Here is an 18962-nt window from a genome sequence, read left to right on the forward strand (position 1 = left end):
TTGTATTTATTATAGCGAAAAAAGTTTAAGCAAAACTCCATAGACTTTGGACAGACACTCCACACCTAAAGAAGCTTCTGTTTTTAAAGACAATGTCATACTTTTGTACATTGTTTTTAATATTATTTTTCGTTATAATCATTCACGTGTTATAAAAGAAACTTATAAGGATAATTCAATGCTGAAAGATTTCTCTAAAGTAGAAACCTTTTTAACGGTTGTGCGCGAGAAAAGCTTCTCAAAAGCCTCGAAAAAATTAGGAATCAGCCAACCTGCAGTCACCCAACAAATTAAACTTTTAGAAGAGTATTTGGATATTCAAATTGTCGATCGTAAAAAAAACGGTATTAAACTGACTACCGCTGGAGAAGAGCTTTACAAAGTTGCTATCAAACTTGAGAAACATCTCTTAGCAGCTGAGCGTGAAATGCTTCGTTTAGTCAATAAAGAGGTTATTTTTGTCCTTGGTGCATCACCCGTCATTGGAAATTATATCTTGCCAGATTTTCTCAATGACATTCAAGAAGCCATTAAAAACAATGTCATGCTTAAAGTCGAAGACGCCGCAGGCGTTACTGAAAAATTACTCGATAAAAAGGTCGATTTGGCCCTGATTGAAGCACCTATTTTTCAAGAAGGTATCATTTACCGTGAATGGTTGGAAGATGAACTTGTGATTACAAGTCGTTCACCGCTTCCGAAGATGGTTAAAAAAGAGGATTTACTCTCCTTCAACTGGATTTGCCGTGAAGAAGAGTCCAATACGCGCAAAATCATTCATGAGACATTTGAAAAGATGGATGTGGATTGTAAAAGTTTTAAAGTGAAAAGTATCGTTACAAGCTCTACGGCTGTCAAACATACCCTCATGAAAGCGAACATTGAAGAGACACCTACAGTTTCGATTCTCTCAAAACATATTATCGCAGACGAATTGGAAAACGGACAACTTTACACCACAAAAATGAAGGGGTTAAAGCTCACACGCATGCTCTATCTTTGCTATATTAAAGACCGCAAACATGACGCCTTGATTGACAATGTCATCAACTACATTATGAACAAACACGACATTAAAGCCTAAATACTACTTTTTAATCAATTTTTGATTGTTAGGATTGGACATTAACGCTTCCATAGAGCGCTTAATTCCAGTCTCTTTAGGTATTTGGGCAACGACCTTTGGAGGTGTGCTCAAGTTGATAAAAATCGGTATCTCTTCAATAATAATCTGTAAAATCGCTTCAATAGGCAGACTGACCAAAGAGCCAAAATTATCATTTCCAAAACCTGCTTCAAAGCTGATTTTACCATTGTAAATTTGGGTACTCTCAAACGTATAACCCGCTAGAAAAAACATCGTAATGGGCTTAAAATTTTGACTGATCTGCGCAGGCAATGCTGGGTCAAAGGAAACATCAGAGATGTTGGTCAAAATCGAAAAATTAACCCCACGTTTAAGGAGTAACTCCAATACCTCTTTGGCGTGTCTTTTCATCTGTCCATGAAACTCTTCACTTCCCAGTAAGCCTTCAAGCATCACACATTCCTTTAAACTCTTTCAAGAGGGATTCTATTTCACTAATACCTAATTGCCAAAAATGCTCATCTTCAATGTCAAAACCAAATTTTTTAATCAACTCTTTAGGGCTTTGGCTACCGCCCGCACTGAGGAAACTGGTGTAGTTTTGCACAAAAGCTGCTTTATCACTTTTTTTATAAAGCCCATAAAGTGCTAAGACCAGTAGCTGTCCATAACTGTATGCATAGCAGTAAAATGGAGAGTGAATAAAATGGGGAATATAGCTCCACCAAAGGTCATAATCTTTGCTCAGCGTAATACTCTTGCCAAACATTTTTTGACTCTCTTGCGTCCAGTAATGATTGAATGTTGCAAGGTCCAGCTCACCCTCATGGGCATGTACTTTACGCTCAAACGTGGTAAAATTGATCTGTCTGTAAAGGGTAGAGAAAATATCTTCGATTTTACTCGCATACAACGAACGCTTTTCGCTCACACTCAAATTATCTTTGATCGCATCAAACACCAGCATCTCTGCAAAAACGGAAGCTGTCTCTGAGGTTGTCAAAGGAGTATCACTTCCCAAATACCCTACATCGCGTGAGAGGTACTGATGAATCGCGTGTCCTAGTTCATGAGCAAGGGTGAAAAGATCGCGTCTGGTATCGGTATGGTTTAAAAGTACATATGGATGCGTACTCGGTGTTGCAGGATGGGAAAAAGCCCCACCTCTTTTTTTATCTTTAGGTAAAACATCGATCCACCCTTTTTCAAATGCAATAGAAGCAATTTCATAAAATTTAGGATTAAACTTTTTAAAAGCATCTAAAACGATTTGCTTGGATGTTTGAAAATCAAACGTAGCACTCGAAGCTTCAAGTGGAGCGTAACGATCGTACTCGTAAAGTTCTGGCAGACCCAAAAGTTTTGCTTTTTGCACATAATAGTCTTGCACCAAATGAAAGCTACTCTCCGCACTTTTCACCAAAGCATCAACACTTTTTTGCGTGATTTTATTGTCCATATGGCGTGGTTGTTCTGCATTTTTATAGCCACGAAGTTCGCACTCACTCGCAAGATCAGTTTTAATCATATTAAAGATGTACGCCAAAAGAGGTTGATGTGGTTTTAAACCCTTAGTAAAGGCACTGGCAGCTTTTTGTCGTACATTACGATCAGCATCTTGGAGTTTACTCAGGATCTCTTCTTCAGAGAGTTTTTCACCCTCATAGGCAAACTTTAAACGGCTAAAATGTTCATCAAAAAGTCGGCTAAAGGCGGAAGCAGAAGTCATCTCTTTTTTAAGAAGAATGCGCTCCTCTTTTTGGCTGAGTTGATAAGGCTTTTCTTCGACCAATGACTCTAAATAGTACTTATACATGGGAGCAGAAGCGATCAATTCTTCTTGCTTAGATTTTGAAAGTTTGTTAAATTCAAGTTCAAAAAAGAGAAGGTTTTCAGCAATGTTGGAATGTGCTTGCTGATACTTGGCATAAAAGCCACCATTATCACTGTTTGTTGCAAATTTCAAAAATGCATACGTCATAATACGACCAAGCTTCTCGTTAATCGATTCATACTCTCGAATGGATTCTAAAAATTCGTTTACATGTAACTCTTTGAGTTTTCCTTTGCAAACACATTCTAAGCTTTTTGCACGCGATGCGGCATCCTTTAAATCTGCCTCTAATAATGCTTCGTTTTCATACAGTGCCGATAAATCCCAATTCAATAGTTAGTCCTTAATACATACATTTTTAATTATTTTAAATCCTACAAGCGCATTCATTATAGCAAATTTCTCCGATTTTTGGAGGCTTTTGATGTCCAATAATTCAGCCTTAATCATACCACTGGCTAACAATCTAGCTCTGGTTGTTCCCTCTAAAAACGGACGAAGCGGTGTTTTCCATTCTCCATCTATAAAGAGTGCAATATTGGCAATGCTGGTATCTTTAAGTTCGCCTTTACATGTAAAGATGACATCATCGACGTCTTCGCGCAAATGCGCATTTAAAGCCTCTCTGTTGCAGTATTTGTAAGCGTAGTCTATGTCAGCTTCTACGAGTGCAAATGTTTGTAAGTTGCGCGGTGTGTAAGGAATATACTCAATCTTTTGAATCTCATTGGCATACTCAACGCGCACTCTACATGTAAACTCTTTGGGTGGGAACAAATGCTCGGAAAGCACGATCTTTTGCGTTGTGCCATAAAGCTCTTTACGCGTTTTATCAAACCGTGCTTGATGAAATGCAATATGCCCTACTTCGCCATCCACCGCTTTTAGCGTTTCAAAACACGGGGATATAGACTTTATCACACAACTCATCGTACTCCTTTTGCGCCTCACTTAAAAGCGTTATACCTCCACCACTTTTAAACACATGCCCCTCTTTCGTTTTTTCCAAAAAGCGAATCATCACCGCACTATCCAGACTTTTCCCATCATAAATCCCAAAAATACCCGTAAAAAAGCCTCGTGAATAGCCTTCAATGCGCTCTATGATCTCCACACTACTGCGTTTTGGTGTTCCACTGATAGAGCCTGCTGGAAGAAGTGTTGCAATAATATCGCCGACATTTTCATGCCAATTTTCGTCTAATTTTCCCGTGATTTTTGAGCTTACTTGAAGAAGTTCTTTCGCTCCTGCTTGTATCTTTTCCACATAACGAAACCGCTCAACACGCACTTCGCGAGAGACCATGGAGAGGTCATTGCGCAAAAGATCCACAACCATGACATGCTCAGCCTTCTCTTTTTCATCGTTTAAGATGATATGTTCAGCATTGGGAATACTCGCATCAATCGTCCCTTTCATGGGATAAGTACTGATGTGATTGTCTGCAATTTGAACAAAACGCTCAGGAGAAAAACAGACAAATTTTTCGTGGTAGCAGAGTTTAAAAGGAGCATTAGCCGTGTAGAAAAGATTTTCTAAACTGCAAGAGAGGTTCACTCTGGTGGGAGCTGTAAGATTGAGCAGATAGGTATTTCCCGCTTTTATCTCTTCGATCACTGCGTCAACTTGGGAAAGATAATGCTCTTTAAAAGGAGGCGTTTTCTGCCATGAAAATGCTTTACATGTAAAGTTTTTGAGGGCATTGTTTTGAGCTTCTAACTGATATAAAATACCATTGGGTAAAGCGTTGAGAGGGAAAGCCTCGAACTGTTTTGCAGCATAGTCAATGACAAAAAAGAAAGGCTCTCTTTCTCCACCCAAAAGATTGAGTTTGTGCGCAAACTCAATGTTCAATCAGCTTCTCCAAAACCGCCATTCTAACCGCCACACCATTTTTAACTTGCTCTAAAATTTTGGAGCGTGGATCTTTCATCATAAAATCATCGACATCGACATTGCGGTGTACGGGACCTGGGTGAAGAATGATGATGTCACGATCTCCCATGAGTTTTGAAGTGATGCAAAAATCGGTTCCATAATCTTTAAGTGATGCGTAAATCTGGTTTGCATGACGTTCCGTTTGGGCACGTAAACTCATAATGACATCAACCTCATCAATCACCTCTTCAATGCGGTGGTACACTCTAAGATCGGTTTGAGGAAGAAAATGCGGAGGCCCAACCAAAATAACTTCAACACCTACACGTGCTAAAAGTTCGATGTTGCTGTTCGCCACACGAGAATTTTTAATATCTCCCACAATTGCCACTTTCTTACCTCTCACATCACCAAAATGACGTTTCATCGTAAAAAGATCTAAAAGCGCTTGGGTTGGGTGCGCATGAGCACCATCGCCTCCATTGACAATCGGGCAATTGACATAGTTGGCTAAGATGTGAGGAACGCCAGAGCTTTTATGGCGAACAACAATAGCGTCTGGTCCCATGGCATCAAGGTTTGCTGCGGTGTCAAAAAGTGTTTCGCCTTTACTGGATGAGCTACGTGAGACATCAAGGCTCACAACCATCGCGCCCAAACGCTTTGCTGCAATTTCAAAACTACTTCGTGTTCTGGTTGAGTTTTCAAAAAAGATGGTGATGACCGTTTTGTTTTTCAAAATTTCTCGTGGTTTTTCATCTAAAAACTCTGTTGCTCGCTCAAGCAACTGCTCAATCTCTTCTAACGAAAAATCTCGTGTATTAATCAAATGGTTCACGCACCGCTCCTTAATGATTTTGCAAAAATGATAACAAATTTTGACTGTAAGTTTCGTTAACACTTTATTCAAATCCCTGTGCTACAATTCGAAAAAAAGGAGATAACATGAAAAAAATCTTTTATGCGCCGCTTCTACTTTTGAGTTCTCTCCTCTATGCAGAGAGCTTCACGTTTCAAGAAGAAGTGCGTGTTGTTACCAGTAAACCAGAGTACCGTATGGTTACCACACGTACTCCTTTTCAAGAGTGCTGGGATGAACAGCTCGAAACACACTATGCCCCAACCCCACAGCATAATGATGGTAGTGGTGTTGTAGGTGGCGTTATTGGCGGTGTTGCTGGTGGCGTTTTAGGACATCAAATTGGTGGAGGTAGTGGTAAAACTGCCGCAACAGTGGGTGGTGCCATTGTAGGAACATTGGTCGGAAAAAATTTGGCTGAACAAAATAGCTATGCACCACCCCCTCCCCCAACCTACCGAACAGAGAGACGTTGTACAACGCGTTATGAGGAAAAGAGTGCTGAAAAATTTATGGGATACCGCAATACTGCTAACTATAAAGGTCAGAGCATTGTCAAATACTCCGATCAACCTTTAGAGTTTATCCACATGAGTGTCACGGTAAGCTACTAAGCTCTCAAGAATTTCGTCCATATTTTCTTGTAACGAAAGCACTCTACCAAACAGCTTTTTGAAGAATGGTAGAGTGATTTTATCAAAAGAGTCACGATCCTCTCTAAAGTTAATACACCACTCATAATCGTCCACACCAAGCGTATCAAGCAGATGAAGGTTCAGTAAAACATCATTGATGCATCCTAATTGATCGTGTCCAACAAGCAGTGTTTTAGCATGAAAGAGTCGAATAAAATCGTACATGTAAAGATCTTCTTCAATAGGCACTAAAAGCCCACCAGCCCCTTCAATGAGCACAATGTCACAAAGCGCTTCGATCTTTGCATAAGCACTCTCTAACAGCTCAAGGCTAATCTTTTTGCGCCCTTTAGCGACATAGGGAGCAGCAGGAAGTTCAAACTGATACGGAGTGATATCTCTCATCTTCAAAACTTCAAGGGAAGGATTTAACCGTTTTGCGTTCTCAAAAAGAAGCGTAGCATCAAGGGGATGGGTGATAACCCCTGTTTCAATAGGTTTCATCACACCCACTTTAAGTCCTTTTGCGCTGAGCGCTTCAAGAAGTTTGAGCGTGGTGTAGGTTTTGCCAACATCGGTATTGGTCGCGGTAATAAAAATCGGAGGGTATTTCATGGGAACTCTTTTTTGCGTTATTATAGCAAAAAAGGCTTAGAGACGGACGCTCTAAAAGCGCCCGTGAAGTCATTTAGCCTATTAAATAACGTGTCAAAAAAGCAAGTGATGCCGCTACAATATGCGGTGCTCCATACAAAAAAGTCGCAAAAACTTGCACCAAAATGCTTTTTTTAAGCTTCATTCCAAAAATAATGAGCGTTCCTATAAACGTTGTTGCAAAGATGTAAGAGAGCGCATGCATTAAGCCATAGCTTGGATCATGCTTCAAGCTTGCAAGGAAAAGTGTAATCACATACGCAGCGATGAAAAAGCCAATCATATTAGGGAGTGTTTCATAGCGTTGAAACTTCTCATAAAAATCCTCCACACTCGGTGTTGGCAAACCTAGAGACTCTTTAAGCTTTTTAGATGCAATGGCTCTTTTTTCAAAAAAGAGAAACGCAATCAAACTTAGGGTAACTCCAAGTGGAACAATTAAGAACAGTGCATCCATAACAAACTCCTTCGTGACATTTTCGTGATACGAGATGATTGTAACTTTGGTTTGTTTGTTGGTTGCTTAAAAGGATTAATTAATGATAATTTATGCTACTTAAATCGTACTGGTACACAAAAGTCCAAATCAAACGTCTCATCAGCATTGATAAAATGGTTTTGTCTGTACACGGCAAAGGATGGAAGTGACGCCTTTTCATACTCACTTTTGGGTAACCACTCATGGTAAATCACATCCATATACTTTCGAAGATCCCCATAAACACCTTGCAGTGAAAAAACAGCACAAAACGTTTGAGGAATACGCATAACCCCTATTTCACCACTTCGGTAAAACTTCCTGACTGTGGGAAGCTCTAAACATGCCACGTAATGGCATTGTGAAGACTCTACAAAGCGAGGATTACTGTGATGCAGACCTATCATGCTTTGGTGTTTAAAGTCTATTCCTTGACGCAATGCCCACTCTTGAAGCTTCAGCCACGCTGTCTTGATGCTACGATCATACCCTTTGTGCCTGACGTAGGCGACATCAAAACTTGGCATAGAACAGATCTTTACATGTAAAGGTTTATGGGCAAACGTATAGTCTCTGTTTTCATTGACTTGATCGACTTCACGCCATTTGGTTGGCGTTACACCAAAATTCTCTTTAAACGCTTGTGAGAAAGAGGCATTGGAGATAAAACCAACTTCGTGCATGATATGCGTTATCGTAGCATCTGGATTAAACAGTAACAGATTGGCGGCGTGTTCAAGCTTAACACGCTTTATGTACGCATGCAAGCTCTCTCCTGTCGTCTCTTTAAATATACGGTTAAAATGAAAGGGTGACGTTGCCACTGACGTTGCGAGTTCGTCCACCAAAAAGTTCTTTCCAATATCGCCGTGGATATAAAAAAGCACTTCATTCACGCGCTCAATGTGATCATTTTTTGTCATTTGTTTCTGTTTCATAGAAAAATTATAGCACAAATGGACAAAACTAATCCCTCGTTTTGTGTGGTACACCCAATCCATCCTTGCTATAATACGATACATTTTTTATAAAGGCAGAGGATGCAAACTAAATTTGCAAAGCGTGTTACCACGGCATCACGCTCATTTACACGAACTATCTTAGACTTAACAGCACAAAGCTCCATCATCTCGTTTGCAGGCGGACTTCCCGATGCTGCCCTTTTTCCAAGAGCAAACATTGAAAAACATGCAAAGAGACTCTTTGAAATGGGTGATAACCGTTTATTTCAATACAGCAACGCGTCAGGTGTTGAAGCACTCAAAGTAGAAATCGCTAAAAAATATGTAGGCACCACTTCAGCGGAAATCATGCTGACCAACGGTTCGCAACAAGGACTTGACTTGGTCTGCAAAACCTTTTTGGACGAGAAAGATTGCATCATCGTGGAAGATCCAAGCTACCTTGCAGCCCTTGGTCTGTTTCATATGTACAATGCGACCATTAAAGCCGTACCGCTTAGTTCACAAGGCGTTGATACGAAAGTGCTGGAAACCTTATTTAGAGATCATTCGCCCAAGTTTTTTTATACCATTCCTATTTTTCAAAACCCAACTGGCTACTCCTATACACTCGAAAATCGTCAAAAAGTGGTTCGTTTGGCAAAGAAGTATAATGTCATTTTACTCGAAGATAGCCCTTATGAAGCACTTCGTTACGATGGTGTTCAAACCACAGCCTTTGCTGATTTGCTCCCAGAGCTTACCATTGCGCTTGGAACATTTTCAAAAACACTCGCCCCTGATTTTCGCATCGGCTGGATGAAAGCCCCTAAAGAGATTATCAGTGCGCTCACACTTTCTAAAGAGAGTACGGATCTGCAAAACTCAAAGTTTTTCCAACATGTTTGTGCAGCAATGATGCAAAATGGCGAGTTGCAAGAACATACCAAAACTTTGATCGAATACTATCGTCCAAAGCGCGATGCGATGGTCAAAGCATTGCAAGAGCTTTTTGGCGACAGCATTGAGTTTGTTGTCCCTGAGGGCGGTATGTTTATTTGGGTTAATTTTAAAAAGTGTGATGATAGCATGAAGCTTTTTGATGTCGCCATCAAAAAAGGGGTTGCGTTTGTTCCGGGAAGTGTTTTCTTTGCCGATAAACGCGTCAGCTCTTATGGACGACTTAACTACACAAACTCAAGCCTTGAGCAGATTGAAGAGGGTGTTAAAAAACTTCACGAAGCCTATGCAGAGCTAAGTTAAAGTCCCCGTTTACAGATAATATTGCCAAGCTGTGCTCCCACAGCTTTGGCTACCACATTGCACTTCACTTTAAAGAGAAAGAAAATAGGTAGCCCTTTGGTTTCACCCAAACACTCATAATTTCCCATCCCTTTGGCGATGATGCACTCTGCTTTTTCAAAAATAGCACGTGCATTTTCGTTCATGAATTCCATAGCAAGACCAGGTGTTGGCACGCCACTATCAACAATTATTGCTACTTCATCCATCCTTGAAGCTAATGCGTCTTTACATGTAAGATCATTAATAATAGGACGACCACGTACAAAATAATAAACTTCAATGTTTGGATAGAGCTCTTTAATAGTTTGAATATAGAGCTTATCAAAAATTTCTTCACCTGCATTATCCGCCAAATAAACCAATGTTTGAGTATGTGCTAATTGCTTCTCAAGCGCTTTAAAATCATCAATCGCAAAAGGAGTATGGTAAATCTTCTCTAGCTCTTCTTCGAGGTCATACAACATCACAGCGGCCAGATCAATTACATTGCCCGCCACAGCTGTTTTGGTCGCTTCAAAGAGTTTATTCTGAGCATTTTGAATTTTGCTTTTGCAGAAAGGAAGAAAAGCTTTCGCTTTTTGCGATGAAGCTGTTTTAAACTCAGCGTAAAGATCATCGACATTTAAAAGCTCTGCCATAGCTTCATACAAAGGTGCGGCATTGTGAGGAGGTGTTTGGTTCATATCAAATGCTTTAATGTGCTGATGTGCTAAGAGATCAATCGCATGAGCTTGTTCAGTATTTACATGTAAAAGTTCACAAACGCGTTTGGTTTGGTCATAAATACAAGTTAAACAGTGTTCGTGTAGTTTCATGAGGTTCTTTTAAAATGTTTTGGAAGAGGAGAAAAGCGGAAAGGCAGTAACACGATCGATGCTACTGCCCAAAAAGTATTATTTTCTAAGTTCTCTAATTTTTGCAGCTTTACCACGTCTATCTCTAAGATAGAAGAGTTTTGCACGACGTACAACACCACGTCTAAGAACAACGATCTCATCAATGCTGTCAGAATAGATTGGGAAGATTCTCTCTACACCAACACTGTTTGCACCGATTTTTCTTACCATAAAGGTTTCGCCTGTGCCCGTACCACGTCTTGCAATACAGATACCCTCAAAATTTTGAACACGTTGTTTATCGCCTTCAACAATTTTTACAGCAACTCTAAGTGTGTCACCTGCTCTAAAAGCTGGAACATTTTTCTCAGCAATTTGTCCTGCTTCAAAAGCTTCAATAAATTTATTTCTCATCAATTATCCTTTTTGTTCATTCATTCTAATGCTTCACGCTAAAGCGAGAAAACAGATCTGGTCTGAAATATTGTGTCTTAGATTCAGACATTTTATTTTTTAAGCTTGTGATTTTAGCGTGGTTTCCCTTTAAAAACTCTGAGGGCACGGATTTATTTTCGTAAACTGGCGGCTTTGAGAAACACGGTGCCTCTAAAAGTGGGCTCTCAAAACTCTCCATACTTAAAGAGTCCTCGTTTCCAAGAACACCTTTAATGTTACGACTAATCGCATCACTCATCACAAGACTCGGAAGTTCGCCACCCGTTAAAACATAATCACCTATGCAAAAAAGCTCATCGGCAAATGTTTCGATAACTCTCTCATCAATTCCCTCATAACGACCACTTACAAAAACCACATGTTTCTTGAGAGCCAAACGTTTGGCATCATTTTGCGTAAACAGTTTTCCAGACGGTGTCGGGAAAATGATATACGCCTCAGGAGATTCTTGTTTGATCTGACGCAAAAGATCAAATAAGGGTTGAGGAAAAAGTACAAGCCCTGCTCCGCCACTGGCTTGGTAGTCATCCACTTTACCATGTTTGTTGTTTGTATAATCACGAGGATTAGAAAAATCAACACTCAAAAGCTCTTTTGCAATGGCACGTTTCAAGATTGAGTCTTCAAAATAAGAAGCAATCAAGTTTTCAAAAAGCGTTACATAGGTAAAACGCATTAGGAGTTCTCCAGAATTCCTAAACCGTCTTTGCTTAGTACCTCTTTTTTTGTCTTATCAAACATCACAATATAACGATCAATGTACGGCAAATAAAAAGATTTTGCAAACCCTTTTTTCACCAATACCTCATCAGTTTTAATAACCAAATAGTCCGTAACGGCAATACGTTCTATCTCATCTACAACACCCAAAAGTGTTCCATCTTCATCCATAACACGTGCGTCAATTAAATCAAACCAAAAGAATTCACCCTCTTTAAGAGCACATTCATTGATTGAATTTTCCTGTGTTGTGAGTAAAAAAGTATTCACAAGCTTTGCAGCTGCTTCTCTACTTTGATACCCAACAAAAGAGATAAGCCCACGTGCTTGATTAAACGAAAAGACTTCCAGTTCTTCACCTTTTTGGGTTTTAAACGTTTTGCCTTTTTTAAACTGTTCGGGGAAATCACATTGAAGGTGAAGTTTTAACTCACCTTTTAAGCCCACGAGTCGCCCGATTTGAGCGACTTCAATGAGAGAAGATTGATTATTCATCGTTAGCTTTGACAGTCACTCTGTAAGATATGCCGTCTTTGGCTTTACATCCAGAGATAAGCGTCTTGAGTGAATTGATCATTTTGCCATCTTTACCAATCAACTTACCGGTATCAATTTTATCTGCATAGATGACAACTTCGCAAAATGTTCCATCAACATCGCTTCGCTCAACGCGTACACCTGCTGGATTGTCTACCAAAAGTTTGGCAAACTCTTCGAGAAATTTGTCAATCATGATTATTTACCTGTGATTTTAGCAACCCTGTCACTCATCTTAGCGCCAACACTTTTCCAGTACGCAAGTCTCTCAGCATCAAATTTGATTGTTTGAGGATTGCTCAGTGGGTTATAATAACCGATAGTCTCGATTGATCCACCATCACGTTTTTTTCTGCTGTCTGTTACGACGATTCTGTAAAAAGGTGCTTTATTTCTACCCATTCTTGTTAATCTTACAACTGTTGCCATTTTTATGGTCTCCTTAAATTTTTTTACGACTTAGATTTACATGTAAAGCTTACATGTAGATATAAATCGTCACACCTTAACGAAGGTGTGCGTGTTTACTTTGTGAAAGCATATTTTGAAGATCTTGCATTCCCTTTTTACCAGAGAACTTTTTAGCCATCTTCGCAGCATTTCCAAACTGCTTTAAGAAACGATTGACTTCCACTTGTGAAAGTCCTGAGCCTTCTGCAATTCTTCTTTTTCGACTGTTATTGAGTAATTCTGGATCTTCACGCTCTTTTTTTGTCATTGAGCCTATCATCGCTTTAATACGTTTCATCTCAACGGAATTTTCCATATCAACATCTTGAAGCTTGCCTGCCATTTGAGAAAGTCCAGGGATCATCCCGATTAATGACTTCATACTACCAAGCTTTTTCATCTGCTCCATCTGCTCTAAAAAGTCGTTGAAGTTAAATTCACCTTTTTTAATCTTTTTAGTCAGTGCCTTTGCTTGCTTCTCATCGATAATAGCACTCGTTTTTTCAGCCAAGGTTTCAAGATCACCCTCGCCCATCAAACGACTCACAATACGATCAGGAATAAAGTGCTCTAAATCCGCAACTTTTTCACCTACACCGATAAATCGAAGTGGTACATTGGTCTGCTCAGCAATACCAAGTGCTACGCCACCTTTACCATCACCATCAAATTTACTTAAAATGACACCACTGAGCGTAATCTTCTCATGGAAAGTCACCGCACTTTTAACAGCATCTTGTCCCGTCATGGAATCTGCAACGTAAAAGATTTCATCAGGAGTGACTTCTTTTTTAATTGCTTCGAGTTGTTCCATAAGTTCAACATCAATGGCTAAACGACCTGCGGTATCGATTAAAACGACATCATACAAGCCTTCTTTGGCTTTTTTCATCGCATTTTTAGCGATAGCTACGGGATTTGCACTTGTATCTTCCGAGTAAAGATCAATCTCATTTGCTGAACAAAGCTGACGTAATTGCTCAACTGCAGCTAAACGCTGAAGGTCACACGCAACGACTAAAACTTTTTTTTGTTTGAGTTTAAGATAATTTGCTAATTTTACCGTTGTGGTTGTTTTACCACTTCCTTGTAAACCTACCATTAAAACCGTTGTAGGTGGCTTGGAAGCAAAAACGAACCCTTGCGATCCTGGTACAGTTAAGATTGCGGTTAAATTTGTTTTTAAAGAGCGTAAAAAATTGACTTGGCCAATTCCTTGTGCTTTTGTTTCGACTTCTACTTGACGCAATAAATCACGTACGATTTTATGGTGAACATCTGCTTTGAGAAGCGCTTTTTTAAGATTTTCTAGAGCACTTTTTAAAGACTTTTCATCATCACTGAAACGTATTTTATTGATGGCTGAACGAAACGAATCGGTTAAAACCTCAAACACAAACTATCCTTTTAAATCTATTCACATCTACCTGCTTTTGGCAAAGGAATGCAATTTTACAAAATAAATACTTTAAACTAAATTAAACCTTAAAATATATTAACCATTTCAGAACTTAAAATTAACTATAAAGCCCTATTATTGGGCATTACATCTGATACAAACTTTTGTTATCAAAGACTAAATTTAATAAAATCTTCAGGTTCTTTTGTTTGAAAAATGTAGCCTAACAACATGATTTTAGAAGCATGTAACATCAAACGCTTATGAGGACGTCCGCCGTATTCGGTATCTCCTAAGATAGAAGCGCCAATGCTTTTAAGGTGCACCCTAATTTGATGTGTTCTACCTGTCTCGATGCGTACTTTGATTTTTGAACGTTTTCCCTCAATCATCAAAGGCTCAATATGACTGATGGCTTCTTTACCATCGGAGCTGATCTTACTGTAAGCCGTATTACCTTTTTTAATCGTCATGATAGGAGCATTGATTTCGAGGGGCTCAACGATTTTAGATTCAACGATAGCAAGATACTCTTTTTGAACTTCGCGTTTTTTAAAAGCAATAACCGCTTTTTTGCGAAACTCATCATCTTTAGTTAAGAGTAAAACACCACTTGTTTCACGATCTAACCTGTGCAAAAGAGGTAATTTTTTTATCTCCGCAATCTCTTCGGAAGTCATAAAGGCTGGTTTATCCACTGCCATAATGAATTCGTCTTCAAAAATAACTTTGATAGGTGCAATTTTTTCAACTTTAAATTTGGTGGTTTCGCTAAGTTCACCACGTGCCACGCTTACTTTTTTGCCCGCAGAATAGACAACGCCACGATCAATCAAATCTTTAGCTGCTCGATTTGAGATTCCCTCTTGAAGGGCTAATAATTTATATGCTTTTTCCATTTTAACTTCCTAATATTTGCTCTAGTAGTGGCGCAATGTCACTACGGTGAGAGATAGTACTTTTTGGATAATCCTCAATACTATCAAAAACGTTTTTTAAATTTTCAACTTTACATGTAATGATATTTTCCACCGCTTCAAAAAGTACTTTTTGATTGAAAATAAATTCACCACTTATAATTTTAACCCCAAAATAAGCTGGTTCTAACGGGTTATGCCCACCGATACCATCCACAAAGGAGCCACCCAAAATCACCACATCGGCAATAGCGTAAAGGTTGATGAGCTCCCCCATTTTATCGCACAAAATAATATCAGAATCTAACCTAGAGTCTTGCGATAACCGAGTATATGTTTTGCCCTCATCAAGCGCATACTCCCTTAAGAGCTGATCGACTTTTGCAAAACGCTCTGGATGTCTTGGTACGACAATGAGCTGATCGTTTGAGCGTAATGTCAAACGTGATAAAATCAATGCTTCTTCTTGCTCATGCGTACTCGCCATAACGATCACTCTTTTATCCATCGCTTTAGGATAAACATGGGTCACTTCATACGCGCTAAATGCTTTAATGTTGCCACTCACATGAACCGCTTTTGCACCCAAACTTTTAAGTCGCTGCTCATCTTCAATGCTTTGGGCAAATACAAGGTCAATGTGCTTAAATATCCAACGGTATAGCCAAGAAAAGCGTTGATAAGACGCATACGAGTTATCAGAAATACGAGCATTCAGTAAAACAGTTTTTATTTTCTTAGCTTTTGCAACGATAAAAAGAAGGGGCCAAAGCTCGGCTTCCATCACAATCAATACTTTTTGTTTTCGCATCCAAAAAGGCAAAAAGATTTCAAAAGGCAGATAACGTACCTGCGCAGAAGAATGTTTAGACGCTTCTTTATATCCTGTTTGTGTGATAACACTGATACGAACAGATGATGACTCAATTTTATCAATAAAAGGACTTAAAGAACGCACTTCACCAAAGGAGCATGCATGAAACCAAATACCACCTTCAGTAAAGCTAGGATTATTATTCAAAAAAAAGCGTGCTGGAATAGAGTCATGATATTTGGGCTTAAAGCGAAGGTACATCAGATATGGCAACGCTGCAAGGTAAAGCAACGTTGCCAAAAAGTAGTAAAAAAAGCTCAAGCTTACGCCCTAGCTTCCTCTTCTATCTCTTTGTATAAGATACGACCACAATGTGGGCACGTAACGATATCATCTTGTTTTAAAACACTTGCATAGGTTTTGTCATTCATTCTCATAAAACAACCATAACATGCCTGTTTTTTTACAGGAACAACGGTTGTGTTCTCAGCCCATTTTCTAATTTTTTGGTAAAATGTCAAGATTTTTTGGCTCATCTGTAAAACAAGTTCATCTTTTGATTGGTAAACATTTTTGCGTTCTTCATCGATTTGTTGAATCTGTGAATCAATAGATGCTTTGATCTCTTCAGCTTCTTTAACAGCCTCAGCAATTTTTTCTTGCAATCCTGCAATATTGGTTTGTTTAAGATCAATAATTTTATCTAAACGGTTAATTTCATCATTGGCAAAATCACATTGTTCTTTTGAAATTTCTTCTTCAAGTTGAAGTGCTTTGATCTCTTTGGCTGTTTTAACTAAAGAGCTTTTTTTAGCGATGTCTTTAAGCTTTGCTGAAAGTTCCGCTAGGTGTGATTCATTTTTTGATTTTTTGAGTTTTGCATCTGCGATATCCGCTTGGAAAGACTCTGCTTGGAGTTTTAAATCTCTCTCTTTATCTAAAGAAAGCTTCAACATTTTCTCAACTTTGGTAATACGTGGACCAAAATCGTCGATCTCTTTGTCTAACTTTGAAAGCTCAATTAACTGTTCTAAATACTTATTCATATCTTGTGTGTCCTCTATTTATACTCAAACGGATTTTTAGAATTTGACATTATAGCCTTTAATGGCAAATTTTTCAAATAATTAGCCAAACACTCTGGAAAATAGCGCTCGGACTCAAAGTGCCCAATGTCAATTAATGAGAGATTATTTTCTTTTGCTTCCATTGCTTGGTGATACTTTAGGTCACCACTTAAGAAACAATCGGCATCAATTTTGGAGATGAGATCACCTCCTGAACCTGTGGTAATGGCACAACGTCCAATCCATTCTTTCGCTCTCACTAAACGTAAATTTTCAATGCCTAAAATACGCTTTACATGTAACGCTAAATCATCAAAACTTTGATTCACATCACAATAAGCCACAAATTCCTTGCTTTCACTCACCACAAAGCCCAGTTTGGAAGCTACATACGCATTGAGATGGGAGAGATCAAAGTTAGTATGCATGGCAATCAAACTAATCTTTTTTTGAACCATCGTTTGGATCAAATTGGAAGGGTATTTCGCAAAATTAAGCTGTTTTAGCCCACTAAAGATCAGAGGATGATGCGTTATAATCAGTGAGTTCTCAACCACTTCTTCTAAAAGCGCACTATCAACATCAAGACTAAGGTAGATTTGGGCTATCTCATCATCTCTGCTTCCGATCAATAGTCCACTATTATCCCAACTGGCTTGCGTGGAAAAAGGACTTAACGCATCTAAAAAATCGTAAATTTCGCCTAAGCGCATCAACCTACCACTTCTTTGTATTTAACCGCACACCCTTTGGCAAGTTCACGAATTTTAAGGATGTAGTTTTGACGTTGCGTGACCGAGATCGCTTTACGTGCATCAAGGACGTTAAACGTATGCGAAGCCATCAAGCAATAATCATACGCAGGCAACGGTAAATTTTCCTCTAAACAACGCTTACATTCGACTTGTGCATTTTCAAAGTGTTCAAATAACATAGCAACATTGGCGATTTCAAAATTGTATTTACTAAATTCATACTCACTTTGTTTGTGTACATCACCGTACGTTGTCACACCAAATTGGTTTTCGTTCCAGACAAGATCAAAGACGGACTCTTTCTCTTGCAAATACATGGCCAAGCGCTCAACACCGTACGTAATTTCAACAGAGACTGGGTTACAAGGGATGCCACCAACTTGCTGGAAATAAGTAAACTGAGTCACTTCCATACCATCCAACCAGACTTCCCAACCAAGCCCCCATGCCCCAAGCGTAGGAGATTCCCAGTTGTCTTCGACAAAGCGGATGTCATGTTTTTTGATGTCAAGTCCAAGCATTTCAAGGCTTTTAAGGTAAAGCTCTTGAATGTTATCGGGACTTGGTTTGATGAGCACTTGAAACTGATAGTAACTTCCCAAACGGTTTGGATTTTCACCGTATCTTCCGTCCGTTGGTCTGCGACTTGGCGCGACATAAGCCGTTGCCCAAGGTTTGCTACTTAAGCTTCTTAAAAAGGTTGCATTGTGAAATGTACCAGCACCTGCAGGCATGTCATACGGCTGAACAATGGTACAGCCTTGATCTTGCCAAAAAGTTTGGAGGTTTAAAAGCATTTGACTAAAGGTTAACACTATCTTTTCCTTTTACATGTAAACATTTATTTAACCGGTGGGGTATAACCTTCCACCGCTTTATTCCACATCATTTTATATTTTCTCTTGGTAAATTCAAGTTCATCGCGTAACAATTCAAGCTGCTTTGTCAGCGTTTCAATGACTTTACGATCTTCATCGCAAAGCTCTTGCATTGAAAACAGTGCCTCTTTTAAAAAGCGATTCTCGCCTTTGAGGGCATCAAGCGTCTCCTCTTTGGCATCCAAAACTTTTTCATGCAGGCTTAAAATCGCCCCAACTGTTTTTTCAACAAACTCTGAACTCATTGTTACAGAAGAGCCTTCGTATGACTCATCAAGCACAATTCCTCTTGTTGCTGGAATGAGTGCATGCGCACTTCGGCTCACCTCGACAAAGCATTGCCCCTCTTCTTCTTTGGATATCAATTTTCCCTCATCAATGAGTGACCTGATGGCAGAAATATCCAAATTGACTAATTTACTAAACTCTTCAATCTCCAACCAACTGTTCATTGTCACACC

At 39.2% G+C, this 18962-nt stretch carries 24 protein-coding genes; 3 read left to right on the plus strand and 21 right to left on the minus strand.

The window, feature by feature from the left end; translation table 11 throughout:
* Positions 1–178 precede the first annotated feature (178 nt).
* Entirely contained in the window at positions 179–1084 is a 906-nt protein-coding gene (locus SAR02S_RS07260; protein WP_041958239.1) for a LysR substrate-binding domain-containing protein, read from the plus strand.
* Between the two features lie 3 nt (positions 1085–1087).
* Here SAR02S_RS07260 and SAR02S_RS07265 read toward each other — a convergent pair whose 3' ends face one another.
* The 5 genes from SAR02S_RS07265 to SAR02S_RS07285 are packed head-to-tail and all read right to left on the minus strand — an operon-like array spanning position 1088 to position 5638.
* Positions 1088–1540: a hypothetical protein gene (locus tag SAR02S_RS07265; protein WP_041958241.1), complete on the minus strand. Its 453-nt coding sequence runs from the start codon at positions 1538–1540 to the stop codon at positions 1088–1090.
* Positions 1533–3254, minus strand: a complete 1722-nt coding sequence (locus tag SAR02S_RS07270) for a M3 family oligoendopeptidase (protein WP_041958242.1) — start codon at positions 3252–3254, stop codon at positions 1533–1535. The genes SAR02S_RS07265 and SAR02S_RS07270 overlap by 8 nt, the downstream gene beginning before the upstream one ends.
* Positions 3255–3257: 3 nt before the next feature.
* Positions 3258–3851: an aminotransferase class IV gene (locus SAR02S_RS07275; RefSeq protein WP_041958245.1), complete on the minus strand. Its 594-nt coding sequence runs from the start codon at positions 3849–3851 to the stop codon at positions 3258–3260.
* Positions 3814–4776, minus strand: coding sequence for an aminodeoxychorismate synthase component I (locus SAR02S_RS07280; RefSeq protein ID WP_369385008.1), 963 nt, complete (start codon positions 4774–4776; stop codon positions 3814–3816). Before SAR02S_RS07280 ends, SAR02S_RS07275 begins: the two co-directional genes overlap by 38 nt.
* Complete coding sequence (locus tag SAR02S_RS07285) at positions 4766–5638, minus strand: aspartate carbamoyltransferase catalytic subunit (RefSeq protein ID WP_041958247.1); 873 nt, start codon at positions 5636–5638, stop codon at positions 4766–4768. Before SAR02S_RS07285 ends, SAR02S_RS07280 begins: the two co-directional genes overlap by 11 nt.
* Positions 5639–5745: 107 nt before the next feature.
* On the opposite strand from SAR02S_RS07285, the gene SAR02S_RS13225 reads away from it, so the two are divergent.
* Positions 5746–6273, plus strand: a complete 528-nt coding sequence (locus tag SAR02S_RS13225) for a glycine zipper 2TM domain-containing protein (RefSeq protein WP_052433561.1) — start codon at positions 5746–5748, stop codon at positions 6271–6273.
* Here the strand turns inward: SAR02S_RS13225 and bioD are convergent.
* The 3 genes from bioD to SAR02S_RS07305 form a co-directional block, all read right to left on the minus strand.
* On the minus strand, positions 6235–6909 hold the full coding sequence (gene bioD, locus SAR02S_RS07295) for a dethiobiotin synthase (protein ID WP_041958249.1): 675 nt from the start codon (positions 6907–6909) through the stop codon (positions 6235–6237). The genes SAR02S_RS13225 and bioD overlap by 39 nt on opposite strands.
* 73 nt (positions 6910–6982) lie before the next feature.
* On the minus strand, positions 6983–7405 hold the full coding sequence (locus tag SAR02S_RS07300) for a hypothetical protein (protein WP_041958251.1): 423 nt from the start codon (positions 7403–7405) through the stop codon (positions 6983–6985).
* A 95-nt stretch (positions 7406–7500) separates the two neighbouring features.
* Entirely contained in the window at positions 7501–8349 is an 849-nt protein-coding gene (locus tag SAR02S_RS07305) for an AraC family transcriptional regulator (RefSeq protein WP_232294006.1), read from the minus strand.
* Between the two features lie 117 nt (positions 8350–8466).
* Between SAR02S_RS07305 and SAR02S_RS07310 the strand changes: the two genes are divergently transcribed.
* On the plus strand, positions 8467–9630 hold the full coding sequence (locus SAR02S_RS07310; RefSeq protein WP_041958253.1) for an aminotransferase-like domain-containing protein: 1164 nt from the start codon (positions 8467–8469) through the stop codon (positions 9628–9630).
* Here the strand turns inward: SAR02S_RS07310 and SAR02S_RS07315 are convergent.
* The 13 genes from SAR02S_RS07315 to SAR02S_RS07375 form a co-directional block, all read right to left on the minus strand.
* Positions 9627–10487, minus strand: coding sequence for a damage-control phosphatase ARMT1 family protein (locus SAR02S_RS07315; RefSeq protein ID WP_041958255.1), 861 nt, complete (start codon positions 10485–10487; stop codon positions 9627–9629). The two genes, SAR02S_RS07310 and SAR02S_RS07315, sit on opposite strands and share 4 nt — an antisense overlap.
* Positions 10488–10565: 78 nt before the next feature.
* Entirely contained in the window at positions 10566–10922 is a 357-nt protein-coding gene (gene rplS / locus SAR02S_RS07320) for a 50S ribosomal protein L19 (protein ID WP_041958257.1), read from the minus strand.
* A gap of 25 nt (positions 10923–10947) precedes the next feature.
* The gene (gene trmD / locus SAR02S_RS07325) at positions 10948–11640 is read right to left on the minus strand and encodes a tRNA (guanosine(37)-N1)-methyltransferase TrmD (RefSeq protein WP_041958259.1); all 693 of its coding nucleotides are present in this window, start codon (positions 11638–11640) and stop codon (positions 10948–10950) included.
* Positions 11640–12179, minus strand: a complete 540-nt coding sequence (gene rimM, locus SAR02S_RS07330) for a ribosome maturation factor RimM (protein ID WP_041958260.1) — start codon at positions 12177–12179, stop codon at positions 11640–11642. Before rimM ends, trmD begins: the two co-directional genes overlap by 1 nt.
* Entirely contained in the window at positions 12172–12417 is a 246-nt protein-coding gene (locus tag SAR02S_RS07335; protein ID WP_037959462.1) for a KH domain-containing protein, read from the minus strand. Before SAR02S_RS07335 ends, rimM begins: the two co-directional genes overlap by 8 nt.
* A gap of 2 nt (positions 12418–12419) precedes the next feature.
* Positions 12420–12650, minus strand: coding sequence for a 30S ribosomal protein S16 (gene rpsP / locus SAR02S_RS07340; protein ID WP_041958263.1), 231 nt, complete (start codon positions 12648–12650; stop codon positions 12420–12422).
* Positions 12651–12726: 76 nt separating this feature from the next.
* Positions 12727–14067: a signal recognition particle protein gene (gene ffh / locus SAR02S_RS07345; protein ID WP_041958265.1), complete on the minus strand. Its 1341-nt coding sequence runs from the start codon at positions 14065–14067 to the stop codon at positions 12727–12729.
* Positions 14068–14240: 173 nt separating this feature from the next.
* Entirely contained in the window at positions 14241–14969 is a 729-nt protein-coding gene (locus SAR02S_RS07350) for an RluA family pseudouridine synthase (RefSeq protein ID WP_041958267.1), read from the minus strand.
* 1 nt (position 14970) lies between these two features.
* Entirely contained in the window at positions 14971–16122 is a 1152-nt protein-coding gene (gene waaA / locus SAR02S_RS07355) for a lipid IV(A) 3-deoxy-D-manno-octulosonic acid transferase (protein ID WP_041958269.1), read from the minus strand.
* A 2-nt stretch (positions 16123–16124) separates the two neighbouring features.
* Positions 16125–16847 carry a zinc ribbon domain-containing protein gene (locus SAR02S_RS07360; protein ID WP_041958271.1) on the minus strand — a complete coding sequence of 241 codons (723 nt, stop codon included), beginning with the start codon at positions 16845–16847 and terminating at the stop codon, positions 16125–16127.
* Between the two features lie 14 nt (positions 16848–16861).
* Positions 16862–17581 (minus strand): Nif3-like dinuclear metal center hexameric protein, encoded by a 720-nt coding sequence (locus SAR02S_RS07365; RefSeq protein WP_041958273.1) that lies wholly within the window; start codon positions 17579–17581, stop codon positions 16862–16864.
* Complete coding sequence (glyQ, locus tag SAR02S_RS07370; RefSeq protein ID WP_041958274.1) at positions 17581–18438, minus strand: glycine--tRNA ligase subunit alpha; 858 nt, start codon at positions 18436–18438, stop codon at positions 17581–17583. Before glyQ ends, SAR02S_RS07365 begins: the two co-directional genes overlap by 1 nt.
* Positions 18439–18464: 26 nt before the next feature.
* Complete coding sequence (locus SAR02S_RS07375; protein ID WP_041958276.1) at positions 18465–18953, minus strand: DUF3972 domain-containing protein; 489 nt, start codon at positions 18951–18953, stop codon at positions 18465–18467.
* Between the last annotated feature and the right edge of the window lie 9 nt (positions 18954–18962).

The sequence above is a fragment of the Sulfurospirillum arsenophilum NBRC 109478 genome (genome assembly GCF_000813345.1).
Taxonomy (GTDB): domain Bacteria; phylum Campylobacterota; class Campylobacteria; order Campylobacterales; family Sulfurospirillaceae; genus Sulfurospirillum; species Sulfurospirillum arsenophilum.